The following is a 17,589-nucleotide window of genomic DNA, read 5'->3' as shown; positions in this document are numbered from 1 at the left end:
GCGCATCATCGCCTCCGACTGGGAGGGCCCGGAACGGGCTACGGCTGTGTGGCGGCCAGGCGCTGTCCGGCGGATCATGTGGGTCGGGTCGCAGGCTCGTTGTTCGCTGTATGGGACGGGGTGATCTGACGACTGCAGATTGGGTCCAGCTGGAGCCGCATCTACCTTCGTCCGGGTGCCGAGGTGGCCGGTGGAACGATCACCGCAAGGTGATCAACGGGATTGAGGGCTCTGACATGGGAGCCGTCGACCGCGCAATCGTCCGTCTCCAACGCACTCCTGCCCCTCAGTTCGGCGAGGAGCACCGCATGCAGCCGGGGCCAGGCACGGGCTTCCAGTCCCGCAGGGCGGCACGGCAGGCCGGTCTGCCGGGTCCTGACGCCAACGGCGGAAAAGGGCCGCCGCCGGCCTATGTCATCTGCCGTCGGGACACTTGGACGCGCCGCACGGGGACGTGGTGACGGCGCTGACCCGCGAGGCCACGGAAGAGGCCGGTGCTGTCATCGACCCGGTCGACTTCCGTCTCGCCGCCATGGTGCATCAGGGTGAACTTGCCGGCGTAGCCGTCGTGCTGCATGAGTTCGTGAGGGTGTCCCGGACTCGATGATGCGGCCGTCGTTGAAGACGAGGCTGCGGTCACACTCGACGACGCTCGCCCGCCTGTGGAAGATCAACACGGTGATCTGGTCCTGGCGCAGCTTGGCTTCGCATTTCGGACAGGCGAGGCACACGCACAAGATCCACACGTCATGGTGGTGGCCCAAATGCCTTTGTTTCAGGGGTAATTGCCAACCAGTCGCAACTTTGTGTCGTACGTCACACTGCGGGGCTCTGGTTCGCACAACCGCACGTCCTGGCACCATGCACGACCGTACTTGTCCGTAACCAGGTCAACGAAAGGTCAGGTGCACGGGATGAGAGTCACTGCCCGTCGCATGGGGGCGCTGATATCCGCGCTCGCTGTTGCGACCGGTCTTCAGTTCGCCGTCTCCCCCACCGCGCAAGGCGCGATCATTGGCGATCTTCGTCTCGCCCCCTCTGTAACCGCTGTACAGAACAGTTGGATCGTCGTCCTGAAGGACGGCAGCACCGATGCCGCCGATCTCGGCGTCACGCCCAAGCACATCTACCGCAATGTCCTTCAGGGCTTCTCCGCCTCCTTGTCAGGGACGAAGGCGAAGGCGCTCGCGGCCGACCCGCGCGTGGCGTACGTCGAGCAGAACTCGATCGTGCGGCTCAACGACACCCAGTCCAACGCGACCTGGGGTCTCGACCGGGTCGACCAGCGGAACCTGCCGCTGTCGACGACATACACGCACAGCACGTCCGCTTCGAACGTGAACGCGTACATCATCGACACCGGAATCCGCACCTCCCACAGTGAGTTCGGCGGCCGAGCGAGCATCGGCAAGGACACAGTGGGCGACGGCCACAACGGCCAGGACTGCCAGGGTCACGGCACCCATGTGGCTGGCACGGTCGGCGGCAAGACCTACGGCGTCGCCAAGGGCGCCAAGCTGATCGCCGTACGCGTCCTGGCCTGCGACGGCTCCGGCACCACCGCCGGCGTCATCGCGGGCGTCGACTGGGTGACGGCCAACGCCAGGAAGCCGGCCGTCGCCAACATGAGCCTCGGCGGAAGTGCCAGCGCCTCGCTCGACGACGCGGTGAAGAAGTCGATCGCCTCCGGCGTCAGCTACTCGATCGCCGCGGGCAACGGACTCCCGATCCTGGGCATCCCCGCGAACGCGTGCAACTACTCGCCCGCCCGTGTCCCCGAGGCGATCACGGTCGGCGCGACGGACAAGACGGACAGCCGCGCGTCGTTCTCCAACTACGGCACGTGTCTGGACCTGTTCGCGCCGGGCGTGGACATCACGTCGGCGTGGAAGGACAACGACACCGCCACGAACACCATCTCGGGGACGTCCATGGCAACCCCGCACACAGCGGGCGTGGCAGCGCTCTACCTCTCCACCCACCCGACCGCGACCCCGGCCCAGGTCCGGAACGCGCTGGTGAACAACGCGACGAGCGGCAAGGTCCAGAACCCTCTTACAGGTTCGCCGAACAAGCTGCTGCACTCGCTGTTCTAGAACGGCTGGTGCCCAAGGTGCCCGAGGAGCTACCACCCGGCAGGGTACGGCCGCTCCTCGGGCAACAGCCGTGCGGCACCTGCCAGATCCCCTTGGCGTACGAGCCCATGAATCTCGTGCGCCGAGGGGATCACGTCGCTGATGGCCACGGTCCACTGGGATCTGTCCGGCGGATCTTGCAGGCCGTGCTGGCGCAAGGCGGTGGTTTGCCGCTTGCCTGCGCGGCTTCTAAACCACGCGACACCGCGCCTCCGAGCAGACCCTAGGGACAACATCTACATCTGGGCCGGCACGCGACGACCGATGCCCAGCGGTCGCGGTACCTGTACTTCCAATCGGCCAACCCGAGTTCGTCGCACCACGCCGACCAGACCAAGCTGCCCTCGGCCGGTCAGTGGGTGCCCGAGCGGTTTACCGAGGATCAGATCGCGGCCTCGCCGGGCTTGGACGGCAACGTGACCTGATTGGTTCGTTGGCCTGTGGGTGGGTCTTGCCAAGCGCCGTCTGTCGTTCGATGCCCTCGTGTGCCTGGTCGCGTCGGTCCGGTCACTGCCCGGTTCTGGTGAGGCCGAGGCCGGCTTCGTCCCCGCGCAGAATCATCTGGTGCGTCCGCCGCAGCATCCGGCTCGGAGGAACCCCCAGGTCGTCGGCCAGACGGCGGCGGGCGCGGTCGAACACGGTCAATGCGTCGGCCTGTCGGCCGCTACGGTACAGCGCACGCATCAGCATCGCGGCTACCGGCTCGTTGAGGGGGTGCGCCGCGGACAAGGCGAACAGCTCGGCGATTGCTTCGGAGTACTGGCCCAGCCGCAGCTGCCACTCCAACTTCCGCTGCATGATGGCGATCCTGCGCTCGGTGAGCCGCAGCCGTTCCAGTTCGGCGAGCGGCCCGGGCAAGCCGGCCAGGAGCTCCCCGCGAAACAGGTCCAGCGCCTGGGAACACAGGCGGAGCGCCTCGGTCGGCTCGCCCGCTCGATCGGCCGTCCCGATGTCGGTGACCAGCTCCTCCATGCGTGCCACGTCCACGTCGACTGCGCCGGAGACCAGCCGGTAGCCACGTCGGTCGTGCTCGATGACCGAGTCCGGGCTGTCCCCGATGCGCAGGGTCTTGCGTAGTCGGTAGATGTATACGGGCACCACGTTCGCGACCGGCGGCTCCATCCCCCATACTCCGTCGAGCAGTTCCTGCTGGCTGAGCGTCCGCCCCGCGCGCAGCGCCAGAGCCGCAAGTACGGCTTGCTGGCGGAGATGTCCCAGGATCAGGGGCCGCCCGTCCTGCCGTGCCTGCAGCGGCCCGAGCACGGAGATCTGCACCTTCGGTCCGGCGGTTCGGCCGGCGGCGGTCCGCAGCACCGGGCTCACCGCCTGCGTGCGGGGGCCGCGGCCGGGGACGACCAGGCCGCAGTCGAAGGCGTGGACGATGGCGGCGGCCCGGTCGCGCAGCCCGAGTTTCACGAGGATCCGCGCGAGGTGTCCGGCCACGGCGCCCTCGGGGATGGCGAGGGCGGCGGCGATCTCGTCGTCCCGCAGGCCGCAGCCGACCGCGGAGAGCACCTTGTGCTCCTGATGCCTGAGCACGGTGGCAGTTGGTCGGCCGGTGGTGGCGGTCGTCGGCATCGCTGCTCCCTTGGCTCCGGACTGGTCGGTCTGGCGGACGCCGTCGACAAGGTAATGGTGGGAGCGCCGGGCAGGGCATCCGGAACGATCCGGAGTGACACGCGTGGTCCTTCGAGTCGTACAACTTCCCCGGCCGCTACCTCCGTCACTACGAAGACCTGCTCGTGACGCAGCCCGCGGAGACGACAACCGCCAGGTGGACGCGGCGTTCTACGCCCAGTAGAAGGCGCCGTGCCGGCGCGTTCATCCCGATGCCGCTGACAGCCACACCTGCGTCACGACGCCCTGGCGGAGCGGGCTCGGGTGGACGCCACCGACCGCGCGGCATCCCCCTCTTACGGGAGGCGACCGTGCTTGTCAGTCCGTAAGGTTCCGGGTTCTCCGGCCCTGGATCCGTCGATACCTTCTCAACCGCCAGTCACACGGTTCCGTCGCGTTACGCATCCGACCGGTGCCGTACGTCCCTCCGCGGACAGGCGCAGCCTGCGACGCGAGACCGTTCCTTCGTCACGCTCCCAGCCAGGAGGTCGCGTTGACCGCGCATCACCCCACCCGCAGAAGCATTCTCAAGTCCGCCGGCGGACTCTCGGCCGCGATGGCCCTGGGCGCCGGCGGCGTCCTCGCGGCGGCGTCACCGGCCGCGGCGGCCGGCGATGGCTTCGGCCTGCGCATCGTGGACCGTAACGAGAGCGACCACCGGATGTGGTACTACCGGTTCGCGACCGACGCGATCGGCTGGAACCCCGGTCCCGCTGTGAACGTGCTGCTCCCCGACGACTACCACTACAGCGGACGCACCTACCCGGTCCTTTACCTCCTCCACGGCGGTATGGAGGATTTCATCAGCTTTGACCACAAGGACATCCGCGCCCTGACGGCCGGAAAGCCGCTCATCGTCGTGATGCCCGACGGCGGACGCACGGGCTGGTACTCCAACCCGGTCCACTCCAACGTCGGCCCCCGGAACTGGGAGACGTTCCACATCAACCAGTTGCTTCCATGGGTCGAGGCGAACTTCCGGACGTACGCCGAGTACGACGGCCGCGCCGTCTCCGGGTTCTCGATGGGCGGCTTCGGCGCGCTGAAGTACGCGGCCAAGTACTGGGGCCACTTCGCCTCGGTCAGCTCCCACTCCGGCCCGGCCAGTATCCGCCGCGACAGCGGCGCGGTCGTGCACTGGGCCAACCTGACCTCCGCGGCCGTGGACCTGAACGGCGGCTCGATCTACGGCATGCCGGGATGGGACGAGCGCAGGGTCACCGACGACAATCCGATGCAGCGCATCGAGAGCTACCGGAACAAGCGGGTCTTCCTGGTCGCCGGTACGAGTCCCGACCCGATCGACTGGTTCCAGACGTTCAACGAGACCCAGGTGCTCGCCGGACAGCGGGAGTTCCGGGCCACGCTCGACTCCGTCGGCATTCCGCACGAGTCGTACGAGGTGCCCGGCGGGCACTTCGTACGAGGTTGGGCTCTCGAACGCGACATCGACGGCGTCATCGCGCGGCTCCGCAAGGCGTGACGGGCGGAGCGCTTACCTGAAGGCTGTCCCGTGACCTTGTCCGGACCGACGGTGCGCGCGAACCTGCTTCCGCGCGAGCCGCCCTCACACCCCCCGTACTCCGCGGCGACTACCAAGAGAGAGGAGCGTCACGTGCTTCTCGGACTGTCCCGACGCGCGCTGCGTGTCGTTCTCACGCTCACGGCGACAACCGCCTTTCTGCCGGCTCTGGTGACGTCGCCGGCTGCCGCGCAGCCCGCCGGCTTCGCCGGCTCGTGCCCGACTTCCGGTTTTGTGTCCCAGTACTACAGCGATGCCCACAACGGCATCGACATCGCGAACGACTACGGCACCCCGATCCATGCCGTGGGCGACGGCGAGGTGATCGACTCGGGTCCCATCTCCGGCTATGGCCAGTGGATCCGCATCCTGCATTCCGATGGAACGGTGACCGAGTACGGGCACATGTACCAGCGGGACGTCTTCGTCGGTGAGCATGTCGTGGCTGGTCAGCGCATCGCGCTGATGGGCAGCGAAGGCCAGTCGAGTGGTTCCCACCTCCACCTGCGCGTGTGGGGCGACAGAACGACGAACCACCGGACCGACCCCATTCCCTACCTCGAAGAACGCGGTGTGGAGCTGCCCTGCACACCTGGCAATGGCCCCCGACCGGTGCCGTTGGTGTATCCGGTGGAGTCGGGGCGAGTGGTGTCCGCGCGGGGGGCGGATGGTCGGTTGGAGGTGTTCGCGGCTGGGGCTGATGGGGTGCATCATGCGTGGCAGTTGGGGGTGAACGGGGGTTGGTCGGCCTGGGAGTCGTTGGGCGGGCCGGGTGGTGCGGAGTTGGCGATCGCGCCGAATGCCGATGGGCGGTTGGAGGTGTTTGCGATCAATGGGGACATTGCGCAGCATCGGTTCCAGCTGACGCAGTCCGGTGGTTGGTCGGGGTGGGAGACGTTCGGCGGTGGTGGACGTGACGTGGCTGTGGGCGCGAATGCCGATGGTCGGTTGGAGGTGTTTGCCTCGGGTCCGGTGGGTGTGTTCCACCGTTATCAGTCCGCGCCGAACGGCGGTTGGTCGGGTTGGGAGCCCACTGGTGGTGGGCCGGCTGGTGGTCGGCTGGAGATGGAGAAGTCGCCGGATGGCCGGTTGGAGCTGTTCGCGCTCAACGGTGATGTGTTCCAGCACCTGTATCAGACGTCGGTCAACGGTGGTTGGTCCGGGTGGGACGCGTTCGGTGGGGGTGGTCGCGATCTGACCGTGGACCACAATGCTGACGGGCGGTTGGAGGTGTTCGCCTCTGGTCCGGTCGGGGTGTTCCACAAGTATCAGATGTCGGCGACGAGTTGGTCGGACTGGGAGGCGGCGGGTGGTCCGGCGGATTCCCAGTTGACCAGTGAGCGGACGCCGGACGGGCGGGTCGAGGTGTTCGCGATCAATGGCGGCACGGCGATGCACGCCTGGCAGACAGGGGTGAACGCGCCCTATGGCGAGTGGGTGAGCTTTGGCGAAGGCGGGACCGAGATCGCTGCCACGACGAACGCCGACGGCCGTATCGAGGTGTTCGGGACCAGTCAGGCCGGCGTCTACCACAGGTGGCAGACCGGCTTCACGACCTGGTCCGACTGGGCATGGGTCAACAACAGCTCCGGCCCCGCCATCAACTGACCCCACCCCCGCGGCCGGCCGAGCCGGCCAGGCCACGGCCGGCCGCGGGTTCCTCTGGAGAGGCTCATGTATCCGATCAGCAGACGGCACCTTCTGCGGGGCTCCGCAGGGGCCGGCGCGCTCACGCTCCTGGGTGTCGGCTGTGTCGGCCGGTTGACAGCCGCGACCGCCACGGCCGTCCCGCCGCGTCAGTGGATCGGCGCGGGACCCTTCACGCACGTCTACGATCCGTCCGCCCCCGGACGCCGGCGCTATCTCAACGACCACACAATGATCAAGGCAAACGGCCGGTGGCACCTGTTCAGCATCGTCGGCGACAGCGCACCGCCCGGCGAATCCCCCGACAGCGCGGCCGAGGTCGCCTTCGCCCACGCCTCCGCGCCGGATCCCCACGGACCGTGGACCACACACGCCGACGCGCTGACCGTCGACCCGGCCTACTTCGGAGAGAGACACCTGTGGGCGCCGCACGTCGTCGAGGCGGGTGGCACGTTTTGGATGTTCTACGCCGCCGGTGGCCAGGGCGGCGTCGCGATCAACGTTGCAACCTCGACCGACCTGTTCACCTGGACCCGCGTACCGTCCGGCCCGTTGTTCCGGGGGCTCGCGGCGCGAGACCCGATGGTGGTGCGGATCGGCGACCGGTGGGTGATGTACTACACCGAACTGTCCGGCGTCGACGGCCGGCATGTCGTGTCCTTCCGTCGGTCCGATGATCTGCTGCACTGGAGCGAGCCGGGCACCGCGTTCACCGACGAGACCACCAGCGCCACGGTATCGGTCACCGAGTCTCCGTGCGTGGTCGAACGGGACGGCTGGTATTACCTGTTCATCGGGCCCCGCAACGGCTACTACGGCACGGACGTGTTCGCGTCCCGGGACCCGTTCCGCTTCACCCTCGACGACTACGGGGGCCATGTGTCCGGTCATGCCGTAGAGGTGGTCACCGACGGGCAGGAGTGGTACGCGAGCGCCGCAGGGTGGTTCCACCAGGGCCTGTACCTGGCGCCCTTGCACTGGCGGGACACGCCGCCCCCCTGGCAGAGCATGGACAATCCGGTGGCAGCCCTGGACGTCGACGGCCGTCTGACCGTGTTCGCGCTCGATGCCGGTGACCGTTCGATGCTGCGGCGCGTCCAGCTCGACCCTGAGTCCGACACCTGGTCGGCATGGGAGCACTTCGGCGGACCGGCCGGTGGGGTTCCCACCCTCGGCCGTAACACCAACGGCAGGCTCGAGGCGTTCTCCCTCGCCCCGGGCGGCGTCAACCTGCACCATCGGGTGCAGCGTGTGGACGGTGACTGGAACGACTGGGAGGAGTTCGGTGGCCCGGCCGGTTCCGCTCCTGCCGTCGGCCGCAACGCCGACGGCAGGCTGGAGGTCTTCGCCCTGAGCCCCGGCGCCACCGCCGTCGCGCGTCGGCGGCAGTGGTCGCCCGGATCGCTGACGTGGGACGCGTGGGACGCCGGATTCGGCGGGCCGGCGGGCGCACCGCCGGTCGTCGCCGCCAACGCTGACGGCCGGCTGGCGGTGTTCGCCCTCGCGCCCGGCGGCTCCCGGATCGATCACCGGTGGCAGGAATCGCCCAACGGCCGCTGGGCGGCGTGGCAGAGCTTCGGCACCGCGGCCGGCGCGGCGCCGCGCGTGACCCGTGACGGTAGCGGCAGGCTCACCGTGGTCGCGATCGCCCCGTCCGGCCTTGCCACCTTCTACCGGCGACAGGCAGTGCCGAGCGGCGGGTGGGACACCTGGAAACCCCTGTTCGGCTGGACGGCCGCGGCCCCGATGCTCGCCCCCAGCGCCGACGGCAGACTCGAGGCCTTCGCACTGTCCCCCGGCGGCGAGCGAATCAGCCACCGCTGGCACCTCACGCCCGGCGGCAGCTGGGATCCCGGTGACGACTTCGGCGAGCCCGGCGTCCTCCTCGCCACCACGCCGACGGCCGCGGCCGACGCCACCGGACGGATTCACGTCTTCGCCGTCACCACCGACGGCCGGATACGCAGCCGCGTACAGGACCGGCCCAGTGGCGGCTGGCGTCCGTGGACCACGTTCGGCGACCGCGCGGTCGCACCGGTCCGTTCGGGCGCTCCCGCCTACTGACGGGCTTGTGGGCAACGCCGCCGGCGTCGCCGCGCGGCACGGGATTCCTCCTCCTGCCGCGCTGACGGACTGCCGGGCGACGGCTGTTGCGACCGTGCTCACCGGCTCCGCCGCCCTTGTCGTACCGGACGGCGGCCTCAAGAGCTGGTACGCGAACCGGCACATACGGAGCACCGCCGCGAAACCGCGATCGCCGCCACCAACGTCAGCCATCGTCTGAATCAGTTGGGGATCCCGAGCCGATGCACCAACTACGGTTACGGCGCCTCCCTCGCACCGGACTGCAACGGCGAATACGAATACGACTGCGGCTGCTGGGACCCGCCCCCCGCCGGCTTCATCCCCGCCTGGCAGACGCGTTCACCCACGCAGGCTGAGCCACGCCGCCCAGGGCTCAGGCCGGCCTGTGGAGCGCGATCGCCGGCATCGCGGCACTCGCCGCGCTGCTCGGGTGGGCAAGACATGAAATTCGGTGTCGTGAGCGCCTGCTGACGAGCCGACCGGCCATGCCGGCGCTCCCCCTCTCCCGCGTGCCGAACCGGCCTTGTCACCGGAATCCGGCCGTACCCGCGTATCGGAAGGCCCGAAAGTGGCCGATGCGACACCGTTGGCTTCCGTGTGCAACCGGTAGCGTTCGGTAAGTGTGACAACTGTCGACACGGGGGACAGGGGGAGCGGTGAGCGGCGTAGTCGTCCATCTACCGCAAGGGAGCGGCGGCGTCGGCGGCGGGGAGCCGTACGGCGACGCGGTGACCCTCAGGCTCGGCCCGGGGGAACGCGCGCGCTTCGGGCGCGGTTCTTCGACCATGCCGGTCGAACTCCGGCTGGCCGATGCCGCCATCTCACGGCTGGCCGGTGAGATCCGGGCGACCGAGGATCACTGGCAGCTGAGCAACCACAGCACCACCCACAGCTACCTGGTGGAGAACCCGGAAGGGGCGGGGGAGTACCTGCGGGTGCCGCCGCGGCGCGCCGGGGCGCCCATCCCGTTCGAGTTCTCCCGGGTGGTGTTGCCCACGCGCCACGACACCACGGTCTCCTTCCAGGTGTTCGCGCCCGACCACGCCTACATGGACCTGCAAGGCGCGGGCGGGCCGTGGGAGAGCCGCACGGTCACGGCGTACTCCTTGGACGAGACGGCCACGTACTTCCTGGTGCTCGTCGCGCTCTGCGAACCCTGGCTGCGCGACCAGTCACCGGTCGCCGTGCCGACCACCCCCCAGGTCGTGGAACGGCTCAGGAGCCACGCCGCCTGCGCGAGGCTGACGCCCCGAGCGGTCACTTCGCACATCGACTACCTCGCCGAGGAGAAGCTGAGGATCAGCGTTCCCCAGGCGGCCGAGACCGGCAGAGGGGACCGCCGGAACGGGAAGCGCGAGGCCGTGGTCGGACTCGCGCTGAGGTTCGGCATCGTTCACGAGGAGCATCTCGCGCTGTTGCCGCCCCGGGCCGAGCCGGCCGCGCGGGAGTGGTAGGGGACGTGGCACCGGTGCAGCGTGGGGGTGCCTCATGGGGAAGCGACCGGACGGAACTGCTGCCCCGAGGCTATCGGGTGGGGTCCTGGGAGGTCACCGAGCCGATCGGGGCCGGAGGCTGGGCCACCGTCTACGCCGGGCGATCGACCCACGACCGCACGGACGACACGGATCGGACGCCCCGGCCAGGTGGGCAGGATGGCGACCGGGCGCCGGTACGGGGCGAGGTCGCGCTCAAGGTCATGCCGACCGCCGGACTCGCGCCCCGCCAGGCCCGCGGCGTGGCCGAAGCCGCCCGGCGCGAGGTCGAACTCGCCCGTAGGGCGGGGCATCCGAGGCTCGTCCGGCTACTGGACTCCGTCGTCCTCAGCGCACCCGAGTGTCCGTCCCTCGACGGCGCGATCGTGCTTGTCATGGAGCGGGCCAGGTGCAGTCTGCGGGACCTGCTCGACGTCGGGGTGACCGAGGCCGAAGGCCGCCGACTGATCGCCGGCATCTGCGAGGGAATGGCTCATCTGCACCGTAGCGGCTGGGTGCACACCGACCTCAAGCCCGAGAACGTCCTCATCGGCGCTGATGGTTCGGTGAAGCTCTCGGACTTCGGGCTCGCCACCGAACTGACGGGAACGCACGGACACGGGCCCCCGATGGGCACCCTGGACTACCTCCCGCCCGAGCGGTGGAGGGCCCCGCTCGGCGACCTGGGCGTGCAGGTCCGGCCGAGTGCCGATATCTGGGCCTTGGGCATCGTGATCCACGAGGTGTTCGCGTCCGGTGCCTCGCCGTTCCCCGGCGCCACGCCGGCTGCCCGCGGCGCCGCAGTGCAGGAGTACGCCGAGGGGCGTGTTCCGTTACGGATGGACACCGCGGTGCCGCAGTTCTGGCGTGTGATGGCCGCCGACTGCCTGGCGCCCACCCACGCCGCGCGCGCCGCCCATACGGCCGAAAGCCTGCACGAACGGATCACGGCCCAGGAGGGCGGGAGTGCCGAGCCAACCCCCAGGAGCCGTGCGATACGCGTGTGGCACCGGACCCGCGCCGCCTTCCTCTCCGTCACGGTGTGCGGTGCGGCGGGCGCGGCGATCTGGTCGTACGCCGGACAGGACGGGCCGTCCGCATCGCCGCACGTATCCGGTGAACTCCCGGCACAGATAAGGGTGTTCAATGCCGAGCTGGGCTGCCAGGACCGTGCGGACCGGGACCCGCAGTGCAGTCTCGGCCTGGCGATCGACCCCATGCGGCCCTACACCGTCGAGAACGTCGTACCGACACGGGTATGGCACGGTGACGTCCTCGACATCGACTGCCAGATACTGAGGGGTCAGTCCATCATCGACGAGGGGGATCTGGAGTCCACCCGTTGGTTCCGCGTCCGCCTTCCCCACGCGGACGCGCAGGCCGCGGCGTGGCTACCCGCCGTCCGGACCAGGGACCGTCCGGAACTTCCCAAATGTCCCCACCTCGCGGCGGGCCGATGACCGGCGAGCGTGCGGCCCCCTGGCGGGCAGCGCGCCGGTTCCGCTCGGTACCGGCGGTCGGGTTACCAGTCGGGGCCGCTCTCTGCTTCCCGTAGACAGGACCACATGCCCAGCCTTCAATACTCGGCAGTCGGTATTGACCGCGGGACGGCGGTCAGGCCGTGCACGACCGTGCTGGCGGAACCGACATCGGGCGAGGTCCACGACTGGCCGACCCTTCTGGTCCTGGACCACCTGCTCTACGCCCCTTTCGTGAATTTCACAGCATGATGAGCAGACGGGTCTTCGGCTTGAGCTTCCTGTTCACCGAACGACTCTGCACGTATACCTCCAACTTGGGATTGGTCCCCGCCTTCACGGAGACGGTCCCCCTGATCCCCGTACCGAACAGAAGACTGCGCGCCGCGTCGCCCGTGTATGCGCGGTCGGTGTCCTTCTCGACCACGATCACTTCCTTGTCGGGCTGAACCTGAACCCGGGTGCCCAACTGGTAGTAACACGACCCGCGTTCGTACGTCACGCCCGGATGCGAATCAACGAAGGATCGAATCTCGACCTCCGTGTCGACCTTCAGGAGTCGGTACTTGTCGGCCGGGACCGGTTCGAGGTTCGCCCGCACGTCGTCGACCGATATGTCCTGGCCGACCGCGAACAGGTTCTTCGTGCCGCGCACGCCCTGCTCGCGGCCACGCAGGAAGCTGGTGGCGGCAGCGCGCACGGTACCGATCGCCTCCTCGACCCCCTCCTGGGAATCCGCATCCCAGATGGCGATGTTTCCGGCCGGGAAGCCGTAGTTCTGGGCGGTTCGTTTCGCCAGGGAGTTCGGAACCAGGATCGCGGAAGTCCAGTGGCCCGGAAGCCCACCCATCTTCGCCGCGATCTTGTCGAGCCAGGGACCGAGGATGGCCATGTCGCCGTCGTGCCGTCTGTCGCCGCCGGAAGCGTTTTCCTCGCCGTCCGTCACCACGATCTGGAGGAAGCTGTGCTCCCCGTACGCCTCCCAGATGTGGCCCAGGTCGTCCAGGGACTTCAGAGAGGCCTCGATGAGGGCCGTAGCGCCATTGTTGACCTTGTACAGACCCCGCATGGACGGCAGATGTTTCACGTCCATGTCCCAGACCAGGTTCTCCACCTTGTGGTCGAAGGAGTAGAGGCTGATCCGGGTCTCATGACCGAGGCTGTCCGACTCGGCCTTCAAGCCCGACACGAACTCGTCCACGACGCGGATGAGTTGACTCTGGTGCTGATGCATGGAACCCGAACAGTCCACTACCAGCGCGACGTGATTCACCTTGTGCTGGATCTTGTTGGTGGACATGTATCTGCTCCTTCTCCGAGGCTCCCCGAGTGATTTCTTCACACTATGGGGAGGCACTGACAACGGAGCTTGACGGACGATCACTCGCTTGCGAGTTTGCGGCTGAGGCCGAAGCGGGCGGGGAGCACCTCTTGCGGTGCACGTGCCAGTCGGTGACGGCTGACCACGGGGGGCCGGACAAGTCCTCCACGCCCCACCAGGTCTTGACTGCCTTGTGCCCGCCCAGGCTCAACAGGGGCCAGCGCGGAAGATGAAGGCCGATGAAGAACATGGATATGTCGTCGCCGCACTTGGTTGTGTAGAAGTAGCGCTCGACATCGGTGTAGCTCGCGCCCAGACCGCACTCGAGCCCCATGGTCCCGCCAAGCCATGAGGGCGAGCTTGTCACGGGCCGGGATCGACGGCACGACGACAGGGTTGTACCAGACCTCTCCGTGCAGGCCGCGTGTCAGCCCGGTCCGCTCGGTCTGCTGGTGTCGGCGTGTACGTGAACGTCCCAGTCGCGTACGGATGAACGTGGCAGCGTCGGGTTCCTAGCAGCTCCGGCGGGGAGGCAGAGCCGCTTGGGTACGCCAGTAGTCCGCGCTGCAGGGGTTGGCCAGCCATCTGGTCAGACACTCAGCGCCTGCTTGGAAAGCCTGGGGCAGTGAGGTGTCCTCGCCGACAGCAAGGTTGAGGGCACTCTGGCGCGGTGTGCGGTCTCCGATCAGGGGCGGCGGCCCGCAAGGACGCAGAACTCGTTCCCCTCCGGGTCGGCAAGTGTGACCCAGCTCTCATCGCCCGTTTGGCCGACGTCGGCGTGTCGGGCACCTAGGTCGAGCAGGCGACGGACCTCTTCGTCTTGCTCCCTGTCGGTTGGGTTGACGTCGATGTGGAGCCTGTTCTTGACGGTCTTGCCCTCGGGCACGTGCGCGAATGTCAACGTCGGTGACGCTGGGCCAAGGTGGTTCTTGCCTTCAGGCACCACAGGGGGGCCGATTGTGACAATTCCGTCGTCTTCGTCTCGCACCTCGTAGTCAAGGACCGAGCACCAGAACCGGGCAAGACCGTTGGGATCGGCACAGTCGATCGCAAGCTCGGTGAACCTACTGGTCATGTCAGGACCTCCCAGTCAAGTAGCGGGTCCGCCAAAGGCCACACGCCAACCGCAGTGTTATATGGCGAGGTAAGCCGCACGTGGTGTGTGTTCGTCGAGGGCCTGGTGGGGTCGCAGAGTGTTGTAGGTGTGGCGGAACAGGTTGACTCACTCCACCTCGCATGAGTCGATCACCCTTCCATCGGCCCCACACGACAAGGAGCCCCTGGATCCGAGGTTCCCCACTACTTGGTCGGCATCTTGGTGGCCATCAAGCCGAGCACCGTACCTGCCTGGGACTTCAACGGGTACGCGGACACCTGGCAGACGGACTGACCGGTTCGCTCTTCGGCGTGACTCTTCCGTACCGCTCGGGCGATCGTGCGTACTCCTACCGATGCGATCGGCACCTCGGCGACCTGAGCATTCCCTCCGCCTGGTGCCCCGAGGGCAGCGACCTCATCCTGCTTGACGATCCGTCGGACCCCACGGCCATGCGGGCATCTTCCGCGCCATGACCTCTGATGCTCCCGGTCCGTATCCGGCCTGCCCGAAGGGAGGCCGGACACGGTTCACAGGCTGAGTGTCAGTCACCCCTGCGCGCGGCCGAAGATCTCGACCTCGGCCATGTTGAGCTCCCCGGGAGTCTCGACGGCAAGCCATACCCGCAGGTAGCGGCCCTTGGCCGTGGTGTCGATGGTGGTCGGGCTTCCCGCCTGGTCGGCCTCGTGGTGGCTCCAGACTCCCGGCTTGCCGAGCTGGTCGGCCAGCGTCCCCGAGAAGGGCTCGTCGGACACCAGCACGTAGTAGTCCTTGAGCCGCCCCGAACAACAGTCCGTCCGGTTGTAGATCTTGATCTGCTCCAGGTCCGCACTTGCCCCGAGATCCACCTGCCACCAGGGTTGCGCCTCCTTGCCGCTGGTGGCGGAGAAGTCGAAGCGGTCACCGTTGACGGACTTGTCGGCGGTGAACGGGAAGGCCCCGCCCCAGTTGTAGTCGGAGATCTGCGTCGCGGTCCTGCCCCGGGCGAGCTCGCGCAGCGGAGGCAGCCCCATCGAATCGTCGTGCAGGTTCTGCACGTGGGTCACGAAGTCCGCGATGAACGGATCACCTATCTTCACCTGGCCGAGCTGGTGGTGCTCAACCGGGTCGACCGTGATCTTCGATGCCTCATCGGCACGGGCATCCATTGCGTCGCGCTGTGCCGCGGCCGTCGACGCGTCACCGGCCTCGATCGCGGCCAGCGTGTCCAGTCCGCGCCCCATCGCCTGTCCCCACAGCTTCGTGGCGTCCAGCCAGCGGGATGCGTCGGACAGGAACAGCTTGTCGGGCACACCCGCGCGGATCGTCTCCGGTGCCTTGGTGATCGCAGCCACAGTCGGCCGGAACTCGCGGATCGCCCGCGGCTCATCGGTCCGGTAGTCGTCCCAGAACCGTTCCAGCTCGGCGCTGAACACCGGCGCCTGGGGCTGCCACGGCTCTGCCCCGAAGGTCGGCGCGGCGTGGTTCAGGTCGACGAACGTCTGCACCGCGTCCGCCGTACGACGGTCTCCGCCGGCCAGGTAGAGCGCGGCCTGGCGGCCGGAGCGGGTCCGGTCGTATCCCCGGTCGTTCCACGAGAAGTCCGACATCGTGAACACGGCGAGCTTACTGGCCGCCTCCTGGTTCATCGGGTTGGAGACGATCCCGCTCAGGTGGTCGGACAGTCCGCTCTCGCGCTTGTCGTAGGGGGCCAGCAACAGCCGCCCCGCGGTCCGGCCGAAGTCGTTGACCGGGTAGTTGTCCCAGACGAAGACCTTCCGTCCGAACAGCTCGGCCGCCTCGGACGCCTGGGCGTTGGTGATCTCCTGCGGCACCACATCCGTCCCGGTCCACATCACCTGCACCGCAGGGTCGAGGGTGGACCGGATCGTCTGCTTGTACGCCGTGTCGGTCAGGTCGCCGTACTCCGTGGGCACCATCTGCAGCGGGTTCGCCCCGTCGCGCCCGGCGATGAAACCACGCTGAACCTCGTTCAGCAGACCGACCTGCGCCGTGGCTGCCGCACCTCGGCCCGGTGCCCCGAACTTCGCCTGGTCACCGTCGCAGTTCCAGCGGGTGTAGCTGATGTCGTCCAGGGGGACGGAGAACGAGCGCACGCCCACGTCGTACATCGCCTGCAGTTTCGCCGTCAGAGCCTTCGTGTCCTCCGGGTCGGAGTAACAGACGGAGGCGCCGGGCGAGACGGCGAACGTGAAGCGCACATGGTTCGCTGCCGCGCGCTCGACCAGTGCCCGCAACTCGGCGAGCTTGTCCGCCGGGTAGGGATCGCGCCACTTGTCGCGGTGGTACGGGTCGTCCTTCGGAGCGTAGACATAGGTGTTGGACTTCACGTCACCGAGGAAGTCCATCTGGTCCAGGCGCTCGGCATTGGTCCACGGAGGCCCGTAGAAGCCCTCGATACTGCCGCGCAACGGCATCGACGGGTAGTCGGAGATGCCGGCTCCGGCGATCCGGCGTTCGTCGTCCTCATCGGTGGCGACGAACAGCTGACGCAGTGTCTGAACGGCGTAGTACTGGCCGGTTGCGTCGGTGCCGCCCAGGGCCACCGTGGGCAGGCGCTCGGCGTTGCGGCCGACGCGCAGCGCGTAGCCCTCGCCGTGGTCGGGGATCGCGGTGCCTGCCAGGGCCCTGTCCAGGTCGGGACGGGTGGCGGGACCGAGCAGGACGGTCAGCCTAGACCGGCCGGACGCGCGGTCACGTACGTCGATCCGCTCGACGCCGTGCGCGCGCAGGGTGGCGATGAGCAGTGTGCGCGCGGCGTCGTCGGTGTCGTCACCGACGACGACTTCCGCCCTGCCGGTCAGCTTCACGTCCTCGCTCACGCGGGCCATGTGCTGCGGTGTCGGTGACACCGTCGGGAGGGATCCCTGGGCTGTCGGGCCGGTTTGCCGGCCGACGGGTGCAGTGGGCGCGCCGAAAGCTTGAGGGGTTGTGGCTATCGCTGTGATCGTCAGCAGGGTAGCGAGTGCTCTCACAAGTCGGGACATGCGTCCTCCGGTGGCGACGAGAGGTTGCGCTTACTTGAGCGGTTGCTCGCATCTTCCGTCAGATGCGAGCAACGGAACGAACATCGAGTGGAGTAGACCACCGGGTGAACCTCTGTGGCTACCCTCGTTCAGTGGTTTACCGGATGGACGTCCCGGCGGCTCCTGGCGCAGGCGGGGCGCCCGTGGCTATATTGGCGCCCCTCCGTAATTCATCCGACCTCTACGGGTC

The 17,589-nt window shown here is 68.1% G+C and carries 12 protein-coding genes and 4 pseudogenes; 11 read left to right on the top strand and 5 right to left on the bottom strand.

Going from position 1 to position 17,589, the window contains the following annotated elements:
• Positions 1-110: 110 nt before the first annotated feature.
• Positions 111-224 (top strand): annotated as a pseudogene (locus ACFT7S_RS19935) (transposase); the annotation flags it as partial.
• On the opposite strand, the pseudogene ACFT7S_RS19930 reads toward ACFT7S_RS19935, so the two are convergent.
• Positions 207-335, bottom strand: a pseudogene (locus ACFT7S_RS19930) (IS5/IS1182 family transposase); the annotation flags it as partial. The pseudogenes ACFT7S_RS19935 and ACFT7S_RS19930 overlap by 18 nt on opposite strands.
• A 59-nt stretch (positions 336-394) precedes the next feature.
• Between ACFT7S_RS19930 and ACFT7S_RS19925 the strand changes: the two are divergent.
• From ACFT7S_RS19925 to ACFT7S_RS19915, 3 genes and pseudogenes are all read left to right on the top strand, one after another.
• Positions 395-607 (top strand): annotated as a pseudogene (locus ACFT7S_RS19925) (hypothetical protein); the annotation flags it as partial.
• A 307-nt stretch (positions 608-914) separates the two neighbouring features.
• Positions 915-2,096 (top strand): S8 family peptidase, encoded by a 1,182-nt coding sequence (locus ACFT7S_RS19920; protein WP_382733538.1) that lies wholly within the window; start codon positions 915-917, stop codon positions 2,094-2,096.
• A 281-nt stretch (positions 2,097-2,377) separates the two neighbouring features.
• Positions 2,378-2,560: a penicillin acylase family protein gene (locus ACFT7S_RS19915; protein WP_382733577.1), complete on the top strand. Its 183-nt coding sequence runs from the start codon at positions 2,378-2,380 to the stop codon at positions 2,558-2,560.
• Between the two features lie 82 nt (positions 2,561-2,642).
• Here the strand turns inward: ACFT7S_RS19915 and ACFT7S_RS19910 are convergent, their stop codons facing one another.
• Positions 2,643-3,713 (bottom strand): BTAD domain-containing putative transcriptional regulator, encoded by a 1,071-nt coding sequence (locus tag ACFT7S_RS19910; protein WP_382733535.1) that lies wholly within the window; start codon positions 3,711-3,713, stop codon positions 2,643-2,645.
• Between the two features lie 143 nt (positions 3,714-3,856).
• On the opposite strand from ACFT7S_RS19910, the pseudogene ACFT7S_RS19905 reads away from it, so the two are divergent.
• The 7 genes and pseudogenes from ACFT7S_RS19905 to ACFT7S_RS19875 form a co-directional block, all read left to right on the top strand.
• Positions 3,857-4,081: pseudogene (locus ACFT7S_RS19905) on the top strand (hypothetical protein); the annotation flags it as partial.
• A 227-nt stretch (positions 4,082-4,308) separates the two neighbouring features.
• Positions 4,309-5,235: an alpha/beta hydrolase gene (locus ACFT7S_RS19900; RefSeq protein ID WP_382733574.1), complete on the top strand. Its 927-nt coding sequence runs from the start codon at positions 4,309-4,311 to the stop codon at positions 5,233-5,235.
• Positions 5,236-5,367: 132 nt separating this feature from the next.
• Positions 5,368-6,882 (top strand): peptidoglycan DD-metalloendopeptidase family protein, encoded by a 1,515-nt coding sequence (locus ACFT7S_RS19895; protein WP_382733532.1) that lies wholly within the window; start codon positions 5,368-5,370, stop codon positions 6,880-6,882.
• 66 nt (positions 6,883-6,948) lie between these two features.
• Positions 6,949-8,985 (top strand): family 43 glycosylhydrolase, encoded by a 2,037-nt coding sequence (locus tag ACFT7S_RS19890; protein WP_382733530.1) that lies wholly within the window; start codon positions 6,949-6,951, stop codon positions 8,983-8,985.
• A 677-nt stretch (positions 8,986-9,662) separates the two neighbouring features.
• Positions 9,663-10,460, top strand: coding sequence for a serine/threonine protein kinase (locus ACFT7S_RS19885; protein ID WP_382733528.1), 798 nt, complete (start codon positions 9,663-9,665; stop codon positions 10,458-10,460).
• A 77-nt stretch (positions 10,461-10,537) separates the two neighbouring features.
• The gene (locus ACFT7S_RS19880) at positions 10,538-11,938 is read left to right on the top strand and encodes a serine/threonine-protein kinase (RefSeq protein ID WP_382733526.1); all 1,401 of its coding nucleotides are present in this window, start codon (positions 10,538-10,540) and stop codon (positions 11,936-11,938) included.
• A 105-nt stretch (positions 11,939-12,043) separates the two neighbouring features.
• Complete coding sequence (locus tag ACFT7S_RS19875) at positions 12,044-12,208, top strand: hypothetical protein (RefSeq protein WP_382733524.1); 165 nt, start codon at positions 12,044-12,046, stop codon at positions 12,206-12,208.
• On the opposite strand, the gene ACFT7S_RS19870 is transcribed toward ACFT7S_RS19875, so the two are convergent.
• The 3 genes from ACFT7S_RS19870 to ACFT7S_RS19860 all read right to left on the bottom strand — a co-directional run bounded on the left by ACFT7S_RS19870 (position 12,198) and on the right by ACFT7S_RS19860 (position 17,360).
• Positions 12,198-13,256 (bottom strand): VWA domain-containing protein, encoded by a 1,059-nt coding sequence (locus ACFT7S_RS19870; RefSeq protein ID WP_382733523.1) that lies wholly within the window; start codon positions 13,254-13,256, stop codon positions 12,198-12,200. The two genes, ACFT7S_RS19875 and ACFT7S_RS19870, sit on opposite strands and share 11 nt — an antisense overlap.
• Before the next feature lie 706 nt (positions 13,257-13,962).
• Positions 13,963-14,352 carry a VOC family protein gene (locus ACFT7S_RS19865; protein ID WP_382733521.1) on the bottom strand — a complete coding sequence of 130 codons (390 nt, stop codon included), beginning with the start codon at positions 14,350-14,352 and terminating at the stop codon, positions 13,963-13,965.
• 569 nt (positions 14,353-14,921) lie between these two features.
• Positions 14,922-17,360 carry a beta-N-acetylglucosaminidase domain-containing protein gene (locus ACFT7S_RS19860; protein WP_382733519.1) on the bottom strand — a complete coding sequence of 813 codons (2,439 nt, stop codon included), beginning with the start codon at positions 17,358-17,360 and terminating at the stop codon, positions 14,922-14,924.
• Between the last annotated feature and the right edge of the window lie 229 nt (positions 17,361-17,589).

This window comes from Streptomyces sp. NPDC057136, from assembly GCF_042670885.1.
GTDB lineage: Bacteria > Actinomycetota > Actinomycetes > Streptomycetales > Streptomycetaceae > Streptomyces.
The sequence above is the reverse complement of the archived record's forward strand: the minus strand, read 5'-3'. Positions and strand labels throughout refer to the sequence as shown.

What these genes read in the sequence shown, in the direction of transcription:
- ACFT7S_RS19920 (WP_382733538.1), top strand. Translation starts at nt 915, where the DNA reads ATGAGAGTCACTGCCCGTCGCATGGGGGCGCTGATATCCGCGCTCGCT.
- ACFT7S_RS19910 (WP_382733535.1), bottom strand. Translation starts at nt 3,713, where the DNA reads ATGCCGACGACCGCCACCACCGGCCGACCAACTGCCACCGTGCTCAGG.
- ACFT7S_RS19900 (WP_382733574.1), top strand. Translation starts at nt 4,309, where the DNA reads ATGGCCCTGGGCGCCGGCGGCGTCCTCGCGGCGGCGTCACCGGCCGCG.
- ACFT7S_RS19890 (WP_382733530.1), top strand. Translation starts at nt 6,949, where the DNA reads ATGTATCCGATCAGCAGACGGCACCTTCTGCGGGGCTCCGCAGGGGCC.
- ACFT7S_RS19875 (WP_382733524.1), top strand. Translation starts at nt 12,044, where the DNA reads ATGCCCAGCCTTCAATACTCGGCAGTCGGTATTGACCGCGGGACGGCG.
- ACFT7S_RS19870 (WP_382733523.1), bottom strand. Translation starts at nt 13,256, where the DNA reads ATGTCCACCAACAAGATCCAGCACAAGGTGAATCACGTCGCGCTGGTA.
- ACFT7S_RS19865 (WP_382733521.1), bottom strand. Translation starts at nt 14,352, where the DNA reads ATGACCAGTAGGTTCACCGAGCTTGCGATCGACTGTGCCGATCCCAAC.
- ACFT7S_RS19860 (WP_382733519.1), bottom strand. Translation starts at nt 17,360, where the DNA reads ATGTCCCGACTTGTGAGAGCACTCGCTACCCTGCTGACGATCACAGCG.